Source organism: Paenibacillus montaniterrae (genome assembly GCF_018403185.1).
Taxonomy (GTDB): domain Bacteria; phylum Bacillota; class Bacilli; order Paenibacillales; family Paenibacillaceae; genus Pristimantibacillus; species Pristimantibacillus montaniterrae.
Genome location: NZ_BOSE01000007.1, coordinates 109,197 through 126,015, shown reverse-complemented (window position 1 = coordinate 126,015; position 16,819 = coordinate 109,197). Strand labels below are relative to the sequence as shown.

13 protein-coding genes are annotated in these 16,819 nt (G+C 48.1%); 6 read left to right on the top strand and 7 right to left on the bottom strand.

Annotated features, from left to right (window positions below; genetic code table 11):
• Nucleotides 1–97 precede the first annotated feature (97 nt).
• From KJS52_RS17815 to KJS52_RS17800, 4 genes are read left to right on the top strand one after another with little or no spacing between them, the layout of a single operon-like run.
• Nucleotides 98–1,660, top strand: coding sequence for a spore germination protein (locus KJS52_RS17815; RefSeq protein ID WP_213517814.1), 1,563 nt, complete (start codon nucleotides 98–100; stop codon nucleotides 1,658–1,660).
• A 16-nt stretch (nucleotides 1,661–1,676) separates the two neighbouring features.
• Nucleotides 1,677–2,792, top strand: coding sequence for a GerAB/ArcD/ProY family transporter (locus tag KJS52_RS17810; protein ID WP_213518272.1), 1,116 nt, complete (start codon nucleotides 1,677–1,679; stop codon nucleotides 2,790–2,792).
• Nucleotides 2,789–3,946: a Ger(x)C family spore germination protein gene (locus KJS52_RS17805; protein WP_281425630.1), complete on the top strand. Its 1,158-nt coding sequence runs from the start codon at nucleotides 2,789–2,791 to the stop codon at nucleotides 3,944–3,946. The genes KJS52_RS17810 and KJS52_RS17805 overlap by 4 nt, the downstream gene beginning before the upstream one ends.
• Nucleotides 3,947–3,982: 36 nt before the next feature.
• Nucleotides 3,983–4,216 (top strand): hypothetical protein, encoded by a 234-nt coding sequence (locus tag KJS52_RS17800; protein ID WP_213517811.1) that lies wholly within the window; start codon nucleotides 3,983–3,985, stop codon nucleotides 4,214–4,216.
• A gap of 6 nt (nucleotides 4,217–4,222) precedes the next feature.
• Here KJS52_RS17800 and KJS52_RS17795 read toward each other — a convergent pair whose 3' ends face one another.
• From KJS52_RS17795 to KJS52_RS17775, 5 genes are all read right to left on the bottom strand, one after another.
• The gene (locus KJS52_RS17795) at nucleotides 4,223–5,467 is read right to left on the bottom strand and encodes an MFS transporter (RefSeq protein WP_213517808.1); all 1,245 of its coding nucleotides are present in this window, start codon (nucleotides 5,465–5,467) and stop codon (nucleotides 4,223–4,225) included.
• 196 nt (nucleotides 5,468–5,663) lie between these two features.
• The gene (locus tag KJS52_RS17790; RefSeq protein ID WP_213517806.1) at nucleotides 5,664–6,926 is read right to left on the bottom strand and encodes a collagen-like triple helix repeat-containing protein; all 1,263 of its coding nucleotides are present in this window, start codon (nucleotides 6,924–6,926) and stop codon (nucleotides 5,664–5,666) included.
• 269 nt (nucleotides 6,927–7,195) lie between these two features.
• Nucleotides 7,196–8,752 carry a hypothetical protein gene (locus KJS52_RS27775; protein WP_213517803.1) on the bottom strand — a complete coding sequence of 519 codons (1,557 nt, stop codon included), beginning with the start codon at nucleotides 8,750–8,752 and terminating at the stop codon, nucleotides 7,196–7,198.
• Between the two features lie 198 nt (nucleotides 8,753–8,950).
• Nucleotides 8,951–9,898: an exosporium glycoprotein BclB-related protein gene (locus KJS52_RS27770; RefSeq protein ID WP_281425647.1), complete on the bottom strand. Its 948-nt coding sequence runs from the start codon at nucleotides 9,896–9,898 to the stop codon at nucleotides 8,951–8,953.
• Nucleotides 9,899–10,064: 166 nt separating this feature from the next.
• Nucleotides 10,065–11,072 (bottom strand): exosporium glycoprotein BclB-related protein, encoded by a 1,008-nt coding sequence (locus KJS52_RS17775; protein WP_306433587.1) that lies wholly within the window; start codon nucleotides 11,070–11,072, stop codon nucleotides 10,065–10,067.
• A 269-nt stretch (nucleotides 11,073–11,341) separates the two neighbouring features.
• Between KJS52_RS17775 and KJS52_RS17770 the strand changes: the two genes are divergently transcribed.
• Complete coding sequence (locus tag KJS52_RS17770; protein WP_213517797.1) at nucleotides 11,342–12,196, top strand: VOC family protein; 855 nt, start codon at nucleotides 11,342–11,344, stop codon at nucleotides 12,194–12,196.
• A 133-nt stretch (nucleotides 12,197–12,329) separates the two neighbouring features.
• Here KJS52_RS17770 and KJS52_RS17765 read toward each other — a convergent pair whose 3' ends face one another.
• Entirely contained in the window at nucleotides 12,330–12,977 is a 648-nt protein-coding gene (locus KJS52_RS17765; RefSeq protein WP_213517794.1) for a DUF4358 domain-containing protein, read from the bottom strand.
• A 326-nt stretch (nucleotides 12,978–13,303) separates the two neighbouring features.
• A complete protein-coding gene (locus tag KJS52_RS17760) occupies nucleotides 13,304–14,761 on the bottom strand; it encodes a collagen-like domain-containing protein (RefSeq protein WP_281425627.1) in 1,458 nt (485 codons plus the stop codon).
• Nucleotides 14,762–15,187: 426 nt separating this feature from the next.
• Here KJS52_RS17760 and hisJ point away from each other — a divergent pair, with 426 nt between their 5' ends.
• Complete coding sequence (hisJ, locus tag KJS52_RS17755; RefSeq protein WP_213517791.1) at nucleotides 15,188–16,015, top strand: histidinol-phosphatase HisJ; 828 nt, start codon at nucleotides 15,188–15,190, stop codon at nucleotides 16,013–16,015.
• Nucleotides 16,016–16,819 lie beyond the last annotated feature (804 nt).

Below are 16,819 nucleotides of genomic sequence, written 5' to 3'. Positions count from 1 at the left end.
ATCCTTCCAATAATGGTATATTTTTAGCTGGCAATGGGATACTACTTATACTTTAGCAGAAATGCATGTATATCCTTATACCAAATGAGGAAGTGGGATGCGCGTGTTTTATCGAAAAAGAGTCAAGCTCAAAAAGAATAATAGAGATCAGCACAATGATGCCCAGCATCTCAAGCCTTTATATTCTGATCTGGAGCAAAACCTGGAAATGCTGCATATGCTTTATGACGATTGCTCGGATGTTGTTTTTCGCTCATTTTTAATTGCTGGCAAGACTAAAGCGCAGCTCATTTACATAAAAGGTATGGCAAATATTGAAGAAATGGACAGCAATGTTTTAACTCCGCTTATGAATAATGCTGAATATAGCGCAATAAATGCTAAAAGCTTAATAGAGCAGAAGCTGTCTGTTGCTGAGGTAACGAAGCTTGAATCCTTTAATGCCTGCATCGAGCAGCTCTCGATTGGGAACCCGATTTTGCTGCTGGAAAATGAGCAACAAGGCTATGCGCTAGGACTAGCCAAATGGGAGAAGCGTTCGATTGAAGAGCCGACAGGTGAATTGGTGGTCAGAGGCCCGCGTGAAGGCTTTACCGAAACGGTAGAGGTCAACACCTCCTTGCTCAGAAGAAAGATTAGAAGTCCACAACTAAAAATGAAATCGTTGAAGCTGGGACGCTATACGCAAACGACGATCATTCTGGCTTACATTGAAGATTTGGCAAATGAAACGCTGCTTGAGGAAATGACTCAGCGTCTTAGCCGGATTGATATTGATGGCATATTGGAATCGGGCTATATTGAAGAACTGATTCAGGATCATTCCTACTCGCCTTTTCCGCAAGTGCTTATTACAGAACGGCCAGATACGGCTGTGTCCAGCTTGCTTGAAGGACGCGTCGTGCTCATTATAGACGGAACGCCGTTTGCGTTAATTGCTCCGACGACGTTTTTTGCCTTATTTCAATCCGCAGAGGATCACTACCATAATTTTATGATCTCTACGGCAACACGCTGGCTGCGCTACTTATTTTGCTTGATTTCGCTTTTGCTGCCGTCTTTATATGTTGCGATTATTACTTACCATCAAGAGATGGTGCCAACCACCCTGCTGCTGACGATGATAGATTCGCGCGAGGTCGTGCCGTTTCCAGCACTGATAGAAGCCTTGCTCATGGAGATTACATTTGAAGGCTTGCGGGAAGCGGGACTTAGACTTCCCAAACAAGTAGGTGCTGCCGTCAGTATTGTCGGAGCATTAGTTATTGGTCAAGCGGCTGTTGACGCAGGCCTCGTTTCAGATCATATGGTCATGGTCGTGGCGATTACTGGTATCGCATCGTTTACCGTTCCACGCTACAATCTTGCGATCCCGATCAGGATGCTGCGTTTTCCGATTATGCTGCTTGCCGGTACATTTGGACTTGTTGGCATCATGACAGGTCTATTGGCGATTATGACCCATTTGAGCACGCTGCGTTCCTTTGGCGTTCCTTACCTTACTCCAATAGCGCCGATGAAAGGAAAGGATATGAAGGATACGCTCATTCGTGCCCCGTTATGGAAATTAAATACGCGTCCCCATTTTACAGGCGACTATAATGAATATCGGCAAGCCGCGGATCAGAAGCCGGATTTCGATAAGGGAGGGGAGGAGTGAAGCTGAGGTGAGATCAATGATCGAAAAAGGAAAAATATCTGCCTTGCAGATGGGAATATTAATGTATCACGCTATTTTGGCCACAGGAATACTATTTATTCCAGCTTCAGTCTATGATGCTGCAAAGCAGGATATTTGGCTCTCTCCTATTTGGGCTTCACCTGTAGGATTTCTATGTATATTTATTGCGTACAAGCTTAACAAGCTATATCCCGAGGATACGATTATCCAATACAGCCAGCGTATTCTCGGCACCTTTTTAGGTAAGACGCTTGGCTTGATTTTGCTGTTAATGCTTGTTACTTCGCTTAGTGTAATGTTTTGGCAGTATGGAGAATTTGTCGTTAGTGAATTTCTGCCGCATACTCCGAAATTCGTAATCATCGGAATGATGATTCTGTTATGCGCCTCTGCTGTGCATGGAGGGCTTGAGGTCGTAGGAAGGCTTGCCGGGATGGTTTTCCCGATTTTTTTCTTGCTATTTCTCGTTATTATCGTTTTGCTGCTGCCGGATATCGAAATAAAACGAATGCTTCCTATTATGGAAAACGGGATGATGCCTTCACTAAAGGGCTCATTGGTGTTATATACGTGGTTTGCTCAATTCGGTATCGTCTATTTTTTTCTCCCGTTTTTAACAAACCGGGAAAAAGCGATGAAATTCGGCATGCTCTCGGTACTCGTCGTCATGCTGACGCTCGTATTGACCAATATTGTTGTCATCTGGATATTTGGAAATGTGACAGAGAACTTTAACGCGCCATTTATGAGCGCTTCCAGATATATTAGCATTGCCGAATTTTTGTCACATCTTGAATCACTCGTCATGGCGATCTGGATTGCCGGGACCTTTATTAAGCTTTGCGCCTTTTACTATACGGTTGTGCTGGGAACTGCCGAGTGGCTTAATCTTTCAGATTATCGTCCGCTCGTATTGCCGCTTGGCCTTGTAATCGGAGTATTTTCCTTGAAGGCATTCCTTAATTCCTCTGAGGCTGCCGAGCATTTTGAAATTGTCTCCAAAGGATTTATGGATACTTTAGTGTATGGACTTGCGATCCCGATGCTTCTCCTCTTGGCAGCGTATATCCGAAAACTGATCGTGAGGCATAAAGGAGAGAGCGAAAAGTGAAGCGGTCAATCGCTATTTGTTTCATTTGTATGGCTATTATGCTGCTGACGGGCTGCTGGGATCGCAGAGAGACGAATGATCTTGCCATCATAACCGGAGTGGCACTGGATAAAACGGAAGAAGGGCTAATCGAGCTTACAGTTGAAATCCACTCTCCTGGCGGCAGCGGCAATCGAAGTGAAATGGGAGGAGACAGTGGCGGAGGAAAAAACAAAACGATTCTGCAAACAGGAAAAGGAGTATCCTTGGCAGATGCGATGGAGGATCTTGATGAGAAGCTTTCACGGCAAATGCTGTGGAGTCATGCGGAGGCGATTGTGATCAGCAAGGCATTTGCCGAGACGGGCATTCGCGATGAATTGGACTTCTTCGTTCGACATCCTGAGCCGCGCTTGAGAAGCTACATATTTATTAGCGATGGGAAGGCGAAGGAGATTATTGCGTTGCGACCGTCTCTGGAAAGGAGCTCATCCGAGGTGCTTATTAAATTAGCTGAATCTGAAGTGCTAATGAAGGTGACACTATTCGATTTAATGGAAATGCTGAAGGGGGAATCAGGGACTTCGGTGCTGCCAATGGTTGCAAAATCTCCTCGAGAACAAGGCAAGGCCGTATTAGAAACGGTTTCCTACATTAATCGTTCCGCTGTGTTAAAACAAGGGAAAATGATTGGCTCTATTAATGATCAGCTAACTAGAGGCGTGCTTTGGTTTCGAAATGAGATTAAAGAGTCAATCGTCACGGTAAAGCCTGAGGAAGCAGACGGTTACATATCGATGGATATTCTCAAAGGCAGAACTGTGTTAATTCCGGAAATGGACGGTCATCGGCTTAAAATGACGGTTAAGATAGAAATGATAGATGATGTCATTCAAAACCAAACGGACTGGAACTTAAAGGAGCTGGAGAAGCTTCAGATGCTGGAAGCCGCTTTAGCACAAAAAATAGAACAGCGGCTGACAGATACTCTTGAAATCGTACAAAAAGAGCTGAAGGCAGATATTGTTGGCTTTGCCGATGAATTTCGGCGGAAGTATCCTGAAAAGTGGAAGAAGGAAAAGGCAGATTGGGAAGAAAGATTTGCAACGGTTGAGGTCACATTTGATATTGAAGCGGAGGTTTTGCGAACAGGTCGAGGCAGCGCTCCACAGTAAAGCTTCAAATTGATGCTTCATAAAGAGGTGAGGAACATGAAAGGGGTATACATAGGCAGTGTAACGGTAGTTGTCGTGCTGCTGTTCCTTTATCAATGGCCTAAAATGAAGTCGAATGACAGGAAAGAAAAAGCTGCCTTTGCAACCATCGCGATGATTGGTTGGGCGGCAGCTGTTGTCTATATTATATTTCCCGAGATGACTTCTCCTGCTAAAGTTTTAGATTTCATATTAGTGCAAGTAAGAAATTTTATATTTGGCCCGATATGAAGTGAATCAGTCAATGGCTGCTATTTTCGGTTCCTTTGGCAGCGTGATGAATACGAGGAAGCCAATAATAAAGAGCGGAATAATCGCTAATATCGAGAAGCGGGGATTGCCTGTCAAGGTCGTCGTTAGCGCCATGACGCCCGGTCCGATAATCGCTGCAAACTTGCCGAATATATTGTAAAAGCCGAAAAATTCATTCGAATTTTGCTTCGGAATAATTTTTGCAAAATACGAGCGGCTTAAAGCCTGAATCCCGCCTTGAGCCGATGCGATTAAAGCGCCCAAGAGGAAAATATGCCAAACCGTTGAGATAAAAAATCCGCCGATGCACGCCGCAATATAGGTGAAAATTGCAAAAATAATCATCCCTCTTGCAGAATATTTTTTGGCCAGATTGCCGTACAGGATCGCAAATGGAAACGCGATAATTTGGATAACGAGCAGGATGCCAAGCAAGGTAAAGGTATTGAGCGCTTCATTGCCCAAAACCGATGTGGCGTACGGCACGACCATTTTAATAATGGTGTCTACACCATCAATATAGAAAAAGTAGGCGATCAAAAATACGAAGACGGTTCTGTACTGTCTAATATTTCTAAAGGTTTCCGCCAATCTTTTGAAGCTGTTCAGGACCGGTTTCGGCTCAGGCTCAATAAAATGTCGCTGCTTCACATCTCTAAGCATCGGAAGCGTCAACAGCCCCCACCATACAGCGGTCACCATAAAGCCCGCCTGATATCCAATTGCTTGATCCATCCCTAGTGCATAAATGAGGGCGAGGCTGATACCGAATGGAATAACGCTTGAAATATACCCGTATGCATATCCTTTGGACGAAACCTTATCCATTCGTTCGTCGGAGGAAACATCAACCAGAAACGAATCATAGAATATGTTCGCTCCCGCAAAGCCGATGGAAGAAAGTACGTAGAAAACCGCCAGCAGCTGCCACATTCCACTTGAAGGGGAGACGAACGCCAGTGATGCGGTAAAGACTACTCCAATAATAAAGAAAAAGAGAAAAAACCGCTTTTTCCGATCCTTGTAATCGGCAATTGTTCCGAGTATAGGGCTCAGTATCGCCAGCAGCAGACTTGCGAGCGTATTGAAATAGCCTAAATCCATGCTGCTGTTCACATTGTCAAACATGCCGAATACAACAGGCAGCAATGCAGTGGATATTGCGATTGAGTAGGCTGAATTGCCGCAGTCATATAATATCCAGGATCGTTCCTCTTTCGTTAAAACCATTGAATTACCTCCATCTGATCGTTCTATACTACAGTCTTTCCAAACTATACTATTCGAACGAATCAGCCTTATTCCTGCCCGGCAACCGCATCTTAACCAAAACATTACAATTGATATGAGCGGGAAATGAGTGCATGGACATCTATAAAAAAGACTCCTTGCGATATTCGCAAAGAGTCTTTACATCTACAGCTTCCTATTGTGAGATTTGACGAATAGACCAAGTAATGCCATTGCCATCATTGGTAGCTCCAGTTCCAAAATCTACAGGAGTTGTTAGGCCGCCATCATTATAGTGCATTGTAATGGTCTCTCCACTAGTTAAAGCGAAGTCTCCTGTCATAACAATCGTTCCGTTGCCCAGTATAGTGCGAAGATCCACGCCTTGGGCGTTAGTATTAAAGATAGGGAACGTACCGGTTAGCAGCACTGTAGCTCCACTTTGGATTGTAAGCGTTGGATTGACGTTGGCGGCAATTCCAGTAGCTGCAGTTGGCAAAGAATAATTGACCGTGGCGCCTATTGCATAATGTGCTGTTGCCGGAACTGTATAAACACCGGTTGTGGGATCGAAGGAGCCTGTCGGAATATATGGAGCAGCATCGGTCCAGGCTGTAAGTGTACCGCCCGCTGTTGCGTTAGTCATCGATTTGAATGCCGAGAAGCCTTCAACGCTTATAGCGCCAGTAGCACCCGTTGGCCCAGTAGCGCCCGTTGGCCCAGTAGCACCCGTTGGCCCAGTAGCGCCAGCGCCTGTGGCGCCAGTAGCCCCTGTAGCACCAGTAGCCCCTGTAGCACCAGTCGGTCCCGTAGATCCAGCTCCTGCTCCCGCAGGTCCAGTCGGTCCAGTAGCCCCTGTAGCGCCAGTAGCCCCTGTAGCTCCAGTAGCACCAGTACCTGCAGGTCCGGTTGGACCAGTCGGTCCAGTATCGCCAGTTGCTCCTGTGCTTGGTCCAGTCGGTCCTGCAGGTCCCGTAGGTCCCGTAGGCCCAGTGTCACCAGTACCGCCAGACCCTGACCCTGCAGGTCCTGTTGGTCCTACTGCCCCAGTTGGTCCAGTCGGTCCAATGCTACCCGTAACTCCGCCAGGCAACTCGATGTCTACATTTACCGATCCTGGTGTAACGGTAATTTCCAGAGTGTTGGAAGTAAAGTTCAATGGCTCGTTTGCGCCTAAGGTTACAGCACTGCCAGTTGTACCGGCGACAGTGAAAATAGGAGTGCCTGTAACGATGGAATCGGCAGGTCCTGCAGGTCCCGCTGGCCCCGTTGGTCCAGTTGGTCCGGGAGCACCTGGAATTCCAGGTAAGCCTGGCAGCCCTGCAGCCCCGGTAGGTCCAGTTGGCCCTGTAGGCCCTGTAGCCCCGTGATGGATTGGACGGATGCCGCTAGTCGTAACCTCTTTCTCAGATGAAGAGGAAGGTCTTTCAAAATTCTCATTATTGGATTTTGTATCCAAATTCATACACCTCCTTAGAACTTTTATAGTATATGGAACAGGCTTCCGATGCGTATGTGCAGATACACAGTAATTTAGCCTTTATTAGCACATAACGTAAGCTGCAAGGAGAACTTCACGATAAGGAGAGATATGTGTGAGATTGATTCCATTTACATCAACGAAGTCTTCATCTGCATTTCCAAATCAGCTCTATGGTAACCGTAGAAAAGGAAAGCATCGTCTATCGTACTTGAGAATAAACGATACTTTCCAGGGACCTTCCCAATTCAGGAAATTTGTATAATACTGATATTGGATCGATCAGGCGTAAAAGCTAAAGTGGTGGCAGTTGTTTGAAACTGTAGCAAAACTCTGAGCTGTGTGTTTGCGGTGGTTGGCAGCAACCCTGAGGCTACTAGAGTAATTGAATTAGTAGTCGGAGCTCCAGTGACTCCAGCGCTGGAAAATTGATCGGTTATAGGCAAATTATTATTATTCAATGTTAATATTGTTTCAATATTTGTTACATCGGAGGAGCCGGGATTATAAGTCAGTCTAAGAACTAAAGAAATATAATAGAGACTGTTTGGAGCCAAATTGATTATATTCCCTCCGGAAAGATTAATACTGCCATTACTGTTGTTGAATCTTTCTGTAAGACTAATTGCTGTGAGGTTGGTAGGTACGGCTCCAGTTGGTACAAATTGTGCATTATTACTTATGATGGACGGTCCCGTAGCTCCCGTAGCGCCCGTGGCCCCCGTAGCGCCAGATCCCGCAGGTCCCGTCGGCCCTGTAGCACCCGTGGCCCCCGTAGCGCCCGAGCCCGCAGGTCCCGTCGGCCCCGTAGCACCCGTGGCCCCCGTAGCGCCCGAGCCCGCAGGTCCCGTCGGCCCCGTAGCACCCGTGGCCCCCGTAGCGCCCGAGCCCGCAGGTCCCGTCGGCCCCGTAGCGCCCGTGGCCCCCGTAGCGCCAGATCCCGCAGGTCCCGTCGGTCCCGTAGCACCCGTGGCCCCCGTAGCGCCCGAGCCCGCAGGTCCCGTCGGCCCCGTAGCGCCAGTAGCGCCCGAGCCCGCAGGTCCCGTCGGCCCCGTAGCGCCAGTAGCGCCAGTACCCGCAGGTCCAGTCGGTCCCGTGACGCCAGTAGCGCCCGCAGGTCCAGTCGGTCCAGATCCTGCTCCAGTAGGTCCTGGTGGTCCCGTCGGTCCAGTGTCACCAGTAGCGCCAGTACCCGCAGGTCCAGTCGGTCCCATGACGCCAGTAGGTCCTGGTGGTCCCGTCGGTCCAGTCGGCCCAGTATCCCCAGTACCGCCAGCTCCTGAACCTGCTGGTCCCGTCGGCCCGATTGCCCCTGTTGGCCCCGTCGGTCCAGTAGTGCCTGTAACTCCGCCAGGCAATTCAATGCCTACATTCACCGACCCTGGTGTAACTGTAATTTCGAGTGTGTTGGAAGTAAAATTCAATGGATCATTTGCCCCTAAGGTTACAGCGCTGCCTGTTGTACCGGCGACAGTGAAAATAGGAGTGCCGGTTACAATGGAATCAGCAGGCCCAGCAGGTCCCGCTGGCCCGGTCGGCCCCGTCGGTCCCGTTGGCCCCGTCGGTCCCGTTGGCCCCGTCGGTCCCGTTGGTCCAGTAGCCCCTGGAATTCCAGGTAAGCCTGGCTGCCCTGCAGCCCCTGTAGCCCCTGTAGCCCCTGTAGCCCCTGTAGCCCCTGTAGCCCCGGTCGGCCCCGTCGGTCCAGTTGCTCCATGATGGATCGGACGGATGCCGCTAGTCGTAACCTCTTTATCAGATTGAGAGGAAGGTTTATCACAATTTTCGTTATTAGATCTCAGATCCAAATTCATACACCTCCTTAGAACTTTTATAGTATATGGAACAGGCATCCGATACGTATGTGTAAATACACATTAAATTAGTGTTTATTAGCAATATGCAGATTGCTGGCCGGAGAGTGGATTAACTGGAGTATCCAAAAGATAGAGCTGCTCCGTAGATGAATGCGGGACAGCTCATATGAATAAGTGAATTGAGTATTACTAAGCGATGCTTACTCCGCCGCTTACATAACCTGAAATAGTATTTGTGAGTGTTGCGCCTGATGCTGTAGCAGTGAGCACAAAAAGAATTCTCGTGCCTGCAGTAACAGGTATGTTTAATCCTGATGCAAGACCTGAGCTTCCGGCTCCTTCTATGATGGTGCCGGTATAGGCAGGCGTAAGGTCAACCGTTGCATTTTCAATTGGAAAGAAGATATTGTCGGGAGATGGTCCGGGGGAACGAAATAACTGGGCATGGACTGTAACATTTGCGTCTAAGAAGGTTGGCGGAGTTACGATACTGAAAAAGGCTGCAATAGCTGTAATGATTCCGTCCCGTGGCATGGAGAAGGCCAAATTAATAGCTCCTTCACCAGTCAAATTAATCGTTGGACCCAAGTCTACTGTCAATGATAAGCTGTCCCCGTAGCCAATTAAGGCAGGCTTTCCTGCACCACCGGTGGGAGCCAGTGTAGAGACGGACACGGTTGCTCCTGATGCGAAAGGAATGATAGGAGCAGAGCCAGTCGGTCCAGTCGGTCCAGTCGGTCCAGTCGACCCTGTAGCCCCTGTAGGACCAGTATTGCCCGAAGCCCCTGTAGCGCCAGTACCTGCTGGTCCGGTTGGTCCAGTAGGGCCAGTATTACCAGAAGCCCCTGTAGCGCCAGTACCTGCGGGTCCGGTAGGTCCGGTGCCGCCGGTAGGTCCAGCAGGCCCAGTAGGTCCAGTATCGCCATCACCTGGCCCTGTAGGACCTGCAGGGCCGGTCGGACCAATATTACCTGCAGGTCCTGTAGCCCCTGTCGCTCCAGCGATACCTGCTATCCCCGTAGCGCCTGTCGAGCCTGTAGGCCCAGTTGGGCCGGTCGGGCCATGATGAAAATGACGGATTCCGCTAGTCGTTACCTCTTTATTTGAATGAAAAAAATCGTTATTGCCATTGGACATTTTATCCAAATGTAAACACCTCCCAACAACTTTTTTATTATATTGAATAGGCAAAAGATATGTGTATGTACAGAAGCTCAAGTAAATTTGCCGCTATAAAAAAGAAGGAGCTGTCCCGCAATAATACGGAACAGCTCAATTGTGAATAGCTGAGATTGGCTTGCTGTTAGACGATGCTAACGCCTGCGCTAGCATAGCCTGTAACAGTATTAACGAGAGTAGTGCCAGCCGCTGTTGCAGAAAACACCATAAGAAGTCTTGTGCCTGCAGCAACAGGTATGCTCAATCCTGTGGTAGTGCCTGAGGTTATGTCGCCTATATTTAGAGGACCAGTTAAAGCTGGTGCTAGTGTAACTATAGCTCCAGCGATTGGCGAGAAGGTATTGTCAGGAGTCGTAGATTCGTATAATTGGGCCGTAATTGTAATAGTTGTGCCAGGTATGGCTAGAGCTGCTGTGACACTGAAATAGGCTGCTATATCTGTAATTGTTCCAGCTCTTGGCACAGAGAAAGCTTCATTAAAAGGTGAAGATCCTGTTGGATCTGTCAAATCAATGGTTGCACCTAATACTGTTGGTAAAACTGCGCTGCTTCCAAAGCCTATAACAGCAGGAAGTCCAACTAACCCGCCAGCAATCGTAGTTATTGCAACAGGTAACCCTGACGCATAAGGAATGATTGCACTGCTGCCTGTAGCACCCGTCGGTCCTGTAGTACCCGTCGGTCCCGTTGGCCCCGTCGGTCCAGTAGCGCCAGTGGCCCCAGTAGCGCCAGTGGCTCCAGTAGCGCCAGTGGCCCCAGTAGCGCCAGTAGCACCTGTGCCTGGCCCAGTAGCGCCAGTAGCGCCAGTAGCGCCAGTAGCGCCAGTAGCGCCATTGGGACCGGTAGCGCCAGTACCCGCAGGCCCTGTAGGTCCAGTAGCGCCAGTCGCACCAGTTGCACCAGTCGCGCCTGTGCCTGGCCCAGTCGGCCCTATAGCACCAGTAGCCCCGGTAGCGCCGGTTGGCCCAGTAGGTCCAGGCATGCCAGGAAAGCCCATTGCCCCCGTCGGCCCGGTCGGTCCAGTTGGCCCAGTAGGTCCACAATGAATTGGACGAATACCGCTCGTCGTAACTTCTTTCTCTGGAAGAGAAGAAGATGGTTCAAAGTTTTCGTTATTGGATCTTATATCCAAAATAGGACACCTCCTCAAAGTTTCTATGAGTTTTAGAACTTCTATATCATATGATAGCTGGTAAAATTTGCATGTGCGAACGCACATCTGAAAGTCAGCTTTTTTTCGAGCTCGCTGCAGTGCACTATGGACCGCTTCGTTATCAAAGTCGGGCTGTTGGGACATCCTCTAAATTAGGGTTATTAACCTTGCGCATTGACAAGCAAAGCTGCTCACAGTAAAATAAACTTACAAAAAGTAAGTTACAATAAAATTTGGAGGTTTGTACTATGACCTATCAATTAAATCCGGCAACCTCTCTTGGGATTGTTAAGTTAAAAGTTTCAGATATTAAGCGTTCTATTGCTTTTTATGAGCAGGTAATTGGCTTGAAAGCTATCCATACGACGGATGCTGCGGCAAGCTTGACTGCGAATGGAGCTGATGTTCTGCTTGAGCTGGAGCAGACAAGCAAGCCTTATTCAGGCAGCCATCGTGGACATACCGGGCTGTACCACTTTGCACTTTTAGTTCCTAGCAGAAGGGCATTAGGCAATATTTTGAAGCATTTTGTTGACTTGAAGGTTGCAGTTGGGCAAGCGGATCATATGGTTAGCGAAGCATTGTATTTGTCGGATCCGGATCAGAACGGAATAGAAATATACCGCGATCGGCCGCGTTCCGAGTGGGCGTATGATGCTCATGATCGAGTTAAAATGGCTACAGACCCAATCGATTGGGAAGGGATATTGGCAGAAGCTGATCAGGGACCGTTTCAAGGGCTTGATCGTGGAACAGTCGTAGGGCATGTGCATCTTCATGTAGCAGATTTGAATACGGCGTATCAGTACTATTGCGAGCTGCTTGGCTTTTCACTTGAGTCCGACTGGTCGGCGAATGGAGCGTTATTTGTAGCAGCAGGCCGCTACCATCATCATCTAGGCTTGAATATATGGAATGGTCGTGGCGGTACGCCGCTGCCGCCACACGCTACAGGCATTGAATATTACACGATAAAATTAGCCAATGCTGATGAGCTTGATACGATTGTAGAGCGTTTGACGAAGGCAGGCTACGCCGTTCATAAAAATGAAGCCGGTTATTATACAAAGGATCCATTTGGCATCGGGATTCAGCTGCAATAATGGAGTAAGCAGCTTAACCAATTTATATGCTGCGGCTATAGACAAAATAAAAACACACCCTGCTGTTGGACATTTGTCCTGAACCAGGGTGTGTTTGCGTGTTTAGTTTTTTCTGTTAGTTGCTGAAAGCCAATTATTTCAAAGCTGCTTTAAATGTTTCCAGCACTTTTTCCTGATCATGAGAAATTGAGTAAAGCACATACTCACCTTCTTGTACGATCTGGTAGTTTTTGGCGTCCTCATGCTGATCTGGCAAATAAGTACTGAATGTTTTAATAACATCCTCGGCACGCTTAGTTAATGCTTCCTTGATTGTATCGAAGTCATTGGTATCATTTAATTTAATGATAGCCATGTCGGTTGCCTTTATATTCATCATTGCAACGAGGAACACGCCTTCAGCATATTGATCGGCCTCTAAATAAAAGGTGTCTTTAATGGCGTCGCCATCGAGCTCCATCATCGGAGGCATTTCTACATTCTCATTAATTTGTTGAACGATGCCTTGCAAGCCTTCTGCTTTTTCTGGCGTGGTATTGTCCGCTCCAGCGTCAGTTTCAGGAGCATTTTCTTGATTTCCATTTTCTGTATTTTCTTGTCCAGGTTCGCTATTATTGGAGTCCTCAGGAGCAACGGCGTTGCCGGAGCCATTTTCCGAAGCAGGTGTTTCAGTAGGCACAACCTCGCTATTATTGTCTTTATTGCTGCTGCAGCCACTTAGCACAATTGAGCATGCAAGCAAAAGCGTAGCTGTCCATTTCCATACATGATGTCTTTTCATAAGCTGATCTCCTTTTTAATGTCTTTCATAGTTGTAAACGACAGCAGCGTACAAAATGTTGCATAGCTGATATAATCGTCAAGCATGAACAAGCAGAGGCATCACGCGTTTCTCATATCTGTGGTAAAATAAATTGAATTTATACATGTAGATGAGGTGCCGAGCAAATCGAAATTACGGTTGGCGTGGAGCTTGATTATTTGCACGGCAGCGTTGAATATACGGATCGTTTGTTGGAACAATGGGGCATTGAGCGGACAAAGACAATCAGTGAGAAGAATAACGGCATAAAAAAGGGGGAGCATACACTCCCCCAGTGAAACTTATTAGCACTCTGTTAATACCATGTTCACTTTAACAATTTCAATGCTGGTAACATTAGTATTATATTGAGCAGGAAGTCCTCCTGTTAAAGAAACTTGAACATTTCCTGCTTGACCGTTTGTTTCAAAAATGTTCACGTAACTATAAGCAAAGATCCCGTTGCCAAGCGGGTTAAAAGGAGCGCCGCTCGGGTGGAAATAAGAGGCGTAAACCGTTCCTTCATCATGACCTGCTGCGTTCAGATCAAGGGATAAATTTATAAATGCTTCTTCAGCCACATTTACATAAGTCGGCGTTACGCTTAAATAATATTCAACTTTAATTCTTGATCCTGCCTGGATGTTAATCGTGCTAGATGCCAAAGTAAGGCTTTGGTCCAAAGCGATATTTTGACTACTTTCTGTAACAAGGACTACATTGTTTTGGCCTGCTGGTCCCGTTGGTCCAGTAGCTCCTGCTGGACCTTGATCGCCAACAGGTCCTTGAGCTCCTGTAGCGCCTTCAGGTCCTGTTGGCCCAGAGAAACCGCTAGGACCCGTAGGACCCGTTGGACCTGTACTACCATTAGCCCCTGGTAAACCCGGTAAACCTGTTGGTCCTGTTGGTCCTTGCTCACCAGAAGGCCCCTGGGTTCCCGTAGGCCCTTGAGGTCCAATCACTCCTTGAGGTCCAATTGGTCCTTGAGGCCCTGTCGGCCCTGTTGGCCCAGAGAAACCTGTAGGCCCAGCCGGTCCCGTGGGGCCTGTTGGACCTGTACTACCATTAGCCCCTGGTAGACCCGGTAAACCTGTTGGTCCTGTTGGTCCTTGCTCACCGGAAGGCCCCTGGGTTCCCGTAGGCCCTTGAGGTCCAACCTCTCCTTGAGGCCCTGTCGTTCCTGTTGGCCCAGAGAAACCTGTAGGCCCCTGGGTTCCCGTAGGCCCTTGAGGTCCAACCTCTCCTTGAGGCCCTGTCGGCCCTGTTGGCCCAGAGAAACCTGTAGGCCCAGCCGGTCCCGTGGGGCCTGTTGGACCTGTACTACCATTAGCCCCTGGTAAACCTGTTGGTCCTGTTGGTCCAGAGATACCTGTAGGCCCCTGGGTTCCCGTAGGCCCTTGAGGTCCAACCTCTCCTTGAGGCCCTGTCGGCCCTGTTGGCCCAGAGAAACCTGTAGGCCCCGTAGGTCCAGTGGAACCGGTAGGTCCTGTAGGTCCAGTGGAACCGGTAGGTCCCGTATACCCAGTTGGCCCTTGATCGCCTGCAGGTCCTGTTGGCCCAGAAAAACCGGTAGGTCCCGTATCTCCAGCTGGCCCTTGATCGCCTGCAGGTCCTGTTGGGCCAGAGAAACCGGTCGGCCCCGTAGATCCCGTAGGTCCCGTGGAACCGGTAGGTCCTGTAGGTCCCGTGGAACCGGTCGGCCCCGAAGGTCCTGTTGGTCCGACATCTTGTAGAGCCGACAAATTACGTTCTTCTGTTGACATAGACATCAAACTCCTTTGCACAAAATGCTCTCGGTTCGGCTTTCGCCGAGGCGATGAAGCAGAAACTTTTTGTACCGATTCAATTCATCCTGTTCTGTTTATAATACAGTTCTCTAAAAACGAAAAATTGATTTTTACGCCTCCTTCCTCCTTGACTTCTGTAGAGAAACTCTTCTGGATGAAAAGAACTTGTCGCGCATTGTTAATTCAGGATGGATGGTACAAGTTATTAATATGTGCGGTAATTCGGCAATGCGTGGGGAAGAGCCTCTTTGAACGATAAATATGCAAATTCCCCGTCTGTCCTCCTTTCAATTTTTATATAACTGCACTCTTGCTCGAGCATGAACAAGCAGAGGCATCACGCGTTTTTCATATCTGTGGTAAAATAAATTGAATTTATACATGTAGATGAGGTGGAACAACATGCTGAAATGGGATGGACATACCCATACACAGTTTTGTTATCATGGCAGCAACGCTCCCCTGGAGGAGTATATTGAGCGCGCGATTGCGTTAGGCTTTCAGCGTTATACGGTTACGGAGCATCCTCCTTTGCCGCAGGGCTGGGTGAAGGATAAAGCTTTATTTGACGAGCTTGGCATGCCCGAAGCTGAGCTGCAGCAATATTTTGATTACGTATTAGCAGTTAAGAAGCGCTATGCTGAGCAAATCGAAATTACGGTTGGCTTGGAGCTTGATTATTTGCACGGCAGCGTTGAATATACGGATCGTTTGTTGGAACAATGGGGGCACTTGCTAGAAGATGTCATTTATTCGGTCCACTATCTGCCTGGTGAGGATGGCAATTATTGTGTAGATTTTACGGTAGATGATTTTAAAGCGAATTTGCTTTCGTTCTATGGTTCAATCGACGTGCTCGTCGATATGTATTTTGATCATGTCGAGCTTGCTATACAGGAAGCGGGCAAGCTGCCTGTTCGCAGTCGTATCGGCCACATAAATTTAATCCACAAATTTCAAAAGCAGCTTCCAGCAATGAATGAGCAGCAATTCAACCAGCGGCTGGAAGCGCTGCTGCCCTTGCTTAAGGAGCATGGAGTAGGCGTAGACGTTAATATAGCTGGCTTCCGTGTGGCAAGCTGTGAGCAGGAGTATGTACCGCAATGGTTCATTAAGCGCTGCCTGGAGCTGGATATTCCTGTTGTCTACGGGTCGGATGCGCATAGGCCCGAACAAGTAGGGTTATTTTGGGACTGGTTTGAAGATGTAACTTCAAATACTGGACTTTGATGACGATGTAGTTGCGTTGTAGCGTATTCGACGGCGAAGATAGCATTCATCGGGAGCCTGCGGTGCTCACGTACCAAAACCGTACGCTGCGCTCCTCATTCCCTAACTTCATGCTATCTTCTTGGTCCTGAAAGCCCAGCATTTGAACTCTCATTGGAAGGGGTAAGTTCAACTGCTGGACTTTGATGACGATGATGGGCGTTGTAGCGTATTCGACGGCGAATATAGCATTCATCGGGGGCCTGCGGTGCTCACGTAGCTATTGGCCTACGCTGCGCTCCTCGCCCTCTAGTATCGTGCCATCTTCTTGGTCCTGAAAGCCCAGCATTTGAACTCTCATTGGAAGAGGTAACTTCAAATACTGGACTTTGATGACGATGATCTGCTCTTTGGCGGATTCGGCGGCGAAGCTTGAACGCTAGCGAAAATTCCGGTGCTCACGTAGCTTATTGCCTACGCTGCGCTCCTCATTTTCTACTAGCGTCCAAGCTTCTTGGTCCTGAAAGCCCAGCATTTGAACTCACAATGAAAGAGGTAAGTTCAACTGCTGGACTTTGATGACGATGATCTGCTCTGTGGCGGATTCGGCAGCGAATCTTGAACGCTAGCGAAGGAATAGGCTTCCAGCGGGCTGCCTAAAAAGTGAGGGTGCTAGTGGCCTAAGGAAACTGGAGAACGTTAATTGAGACAAATGAGGCAGTTCTCAATTCTAATGAATGTGTAGCGTCTTATTTGATGATTTTTACTACAACCAAGGTAGTTTATCATCATTAACGTTGTGTATATTCATTAGATCTCGATAAG

Bases quoted from the DNA above. Each gene is read 5' to 3' on its own strand.
- KJS52_RS17815 (WP_213517814.1), top strand. From the start codon at position 98: ATGCGCGTGTTTTATCGAAAAAGAGTCAAGCTCAAAAAGAATAATAGA.
- KJS52_RS17810 (WP_213518272.1), top strand. From the start codon at position 1,677: ATGATCGAAAAAGGAAAAATATCTGCCTTGCAGATGGGAATATTAATG.
- KJS52_RS17800 (WP_213517811.1), top strand. From the start codon at position 3,983: ATGAAAGGGGTATACATAGGCAGTGTAACGGTAGTTGTCGTGCTGCTG.
- KJS52_RS17795 (WP_213517808.1), bottom strand. From the start codon at position 5,467: ATGGTTTTAACGAAAGAGGAACGATCCTGGATATTATATGACTGCGGC.
- KJS52_RS27770 (WP_281425647.1), bottom strand. From the start codon at position 9,898: ATGTCCAATGGCAATAACGATTTTTTTCATTCAAATAAAGAGGTAACG.
- KJS52_RS17770 (WP_213517797.1), top strand. From the start codon at position 11,342: ATGACCTATCAATTAAATCCGGCAACCTCTCTTGGGATTGTTAAGTTA.
- KJS52_RS17765 (WP_213517794.1), bottom strand. From the start codon at position 12,977: ATGAAAAGACATCATGTATGGAAATGGACAGCTACGCTTTTGCTTGCA.
- KJS52_RS17760 (WP_281425627.1), bottom strand. From the start codon at position 14,761: ATGTCAACAGAAGAACGTAATTTGTCGGCTCTACAAGATGTCGGACCA.
- hisJ (WP_213517791.1), top strand. From the start codon at position 15,188: ATGCTGAAATGGGATGGACATACCCATACACAGTTTTGTTATCATGGC.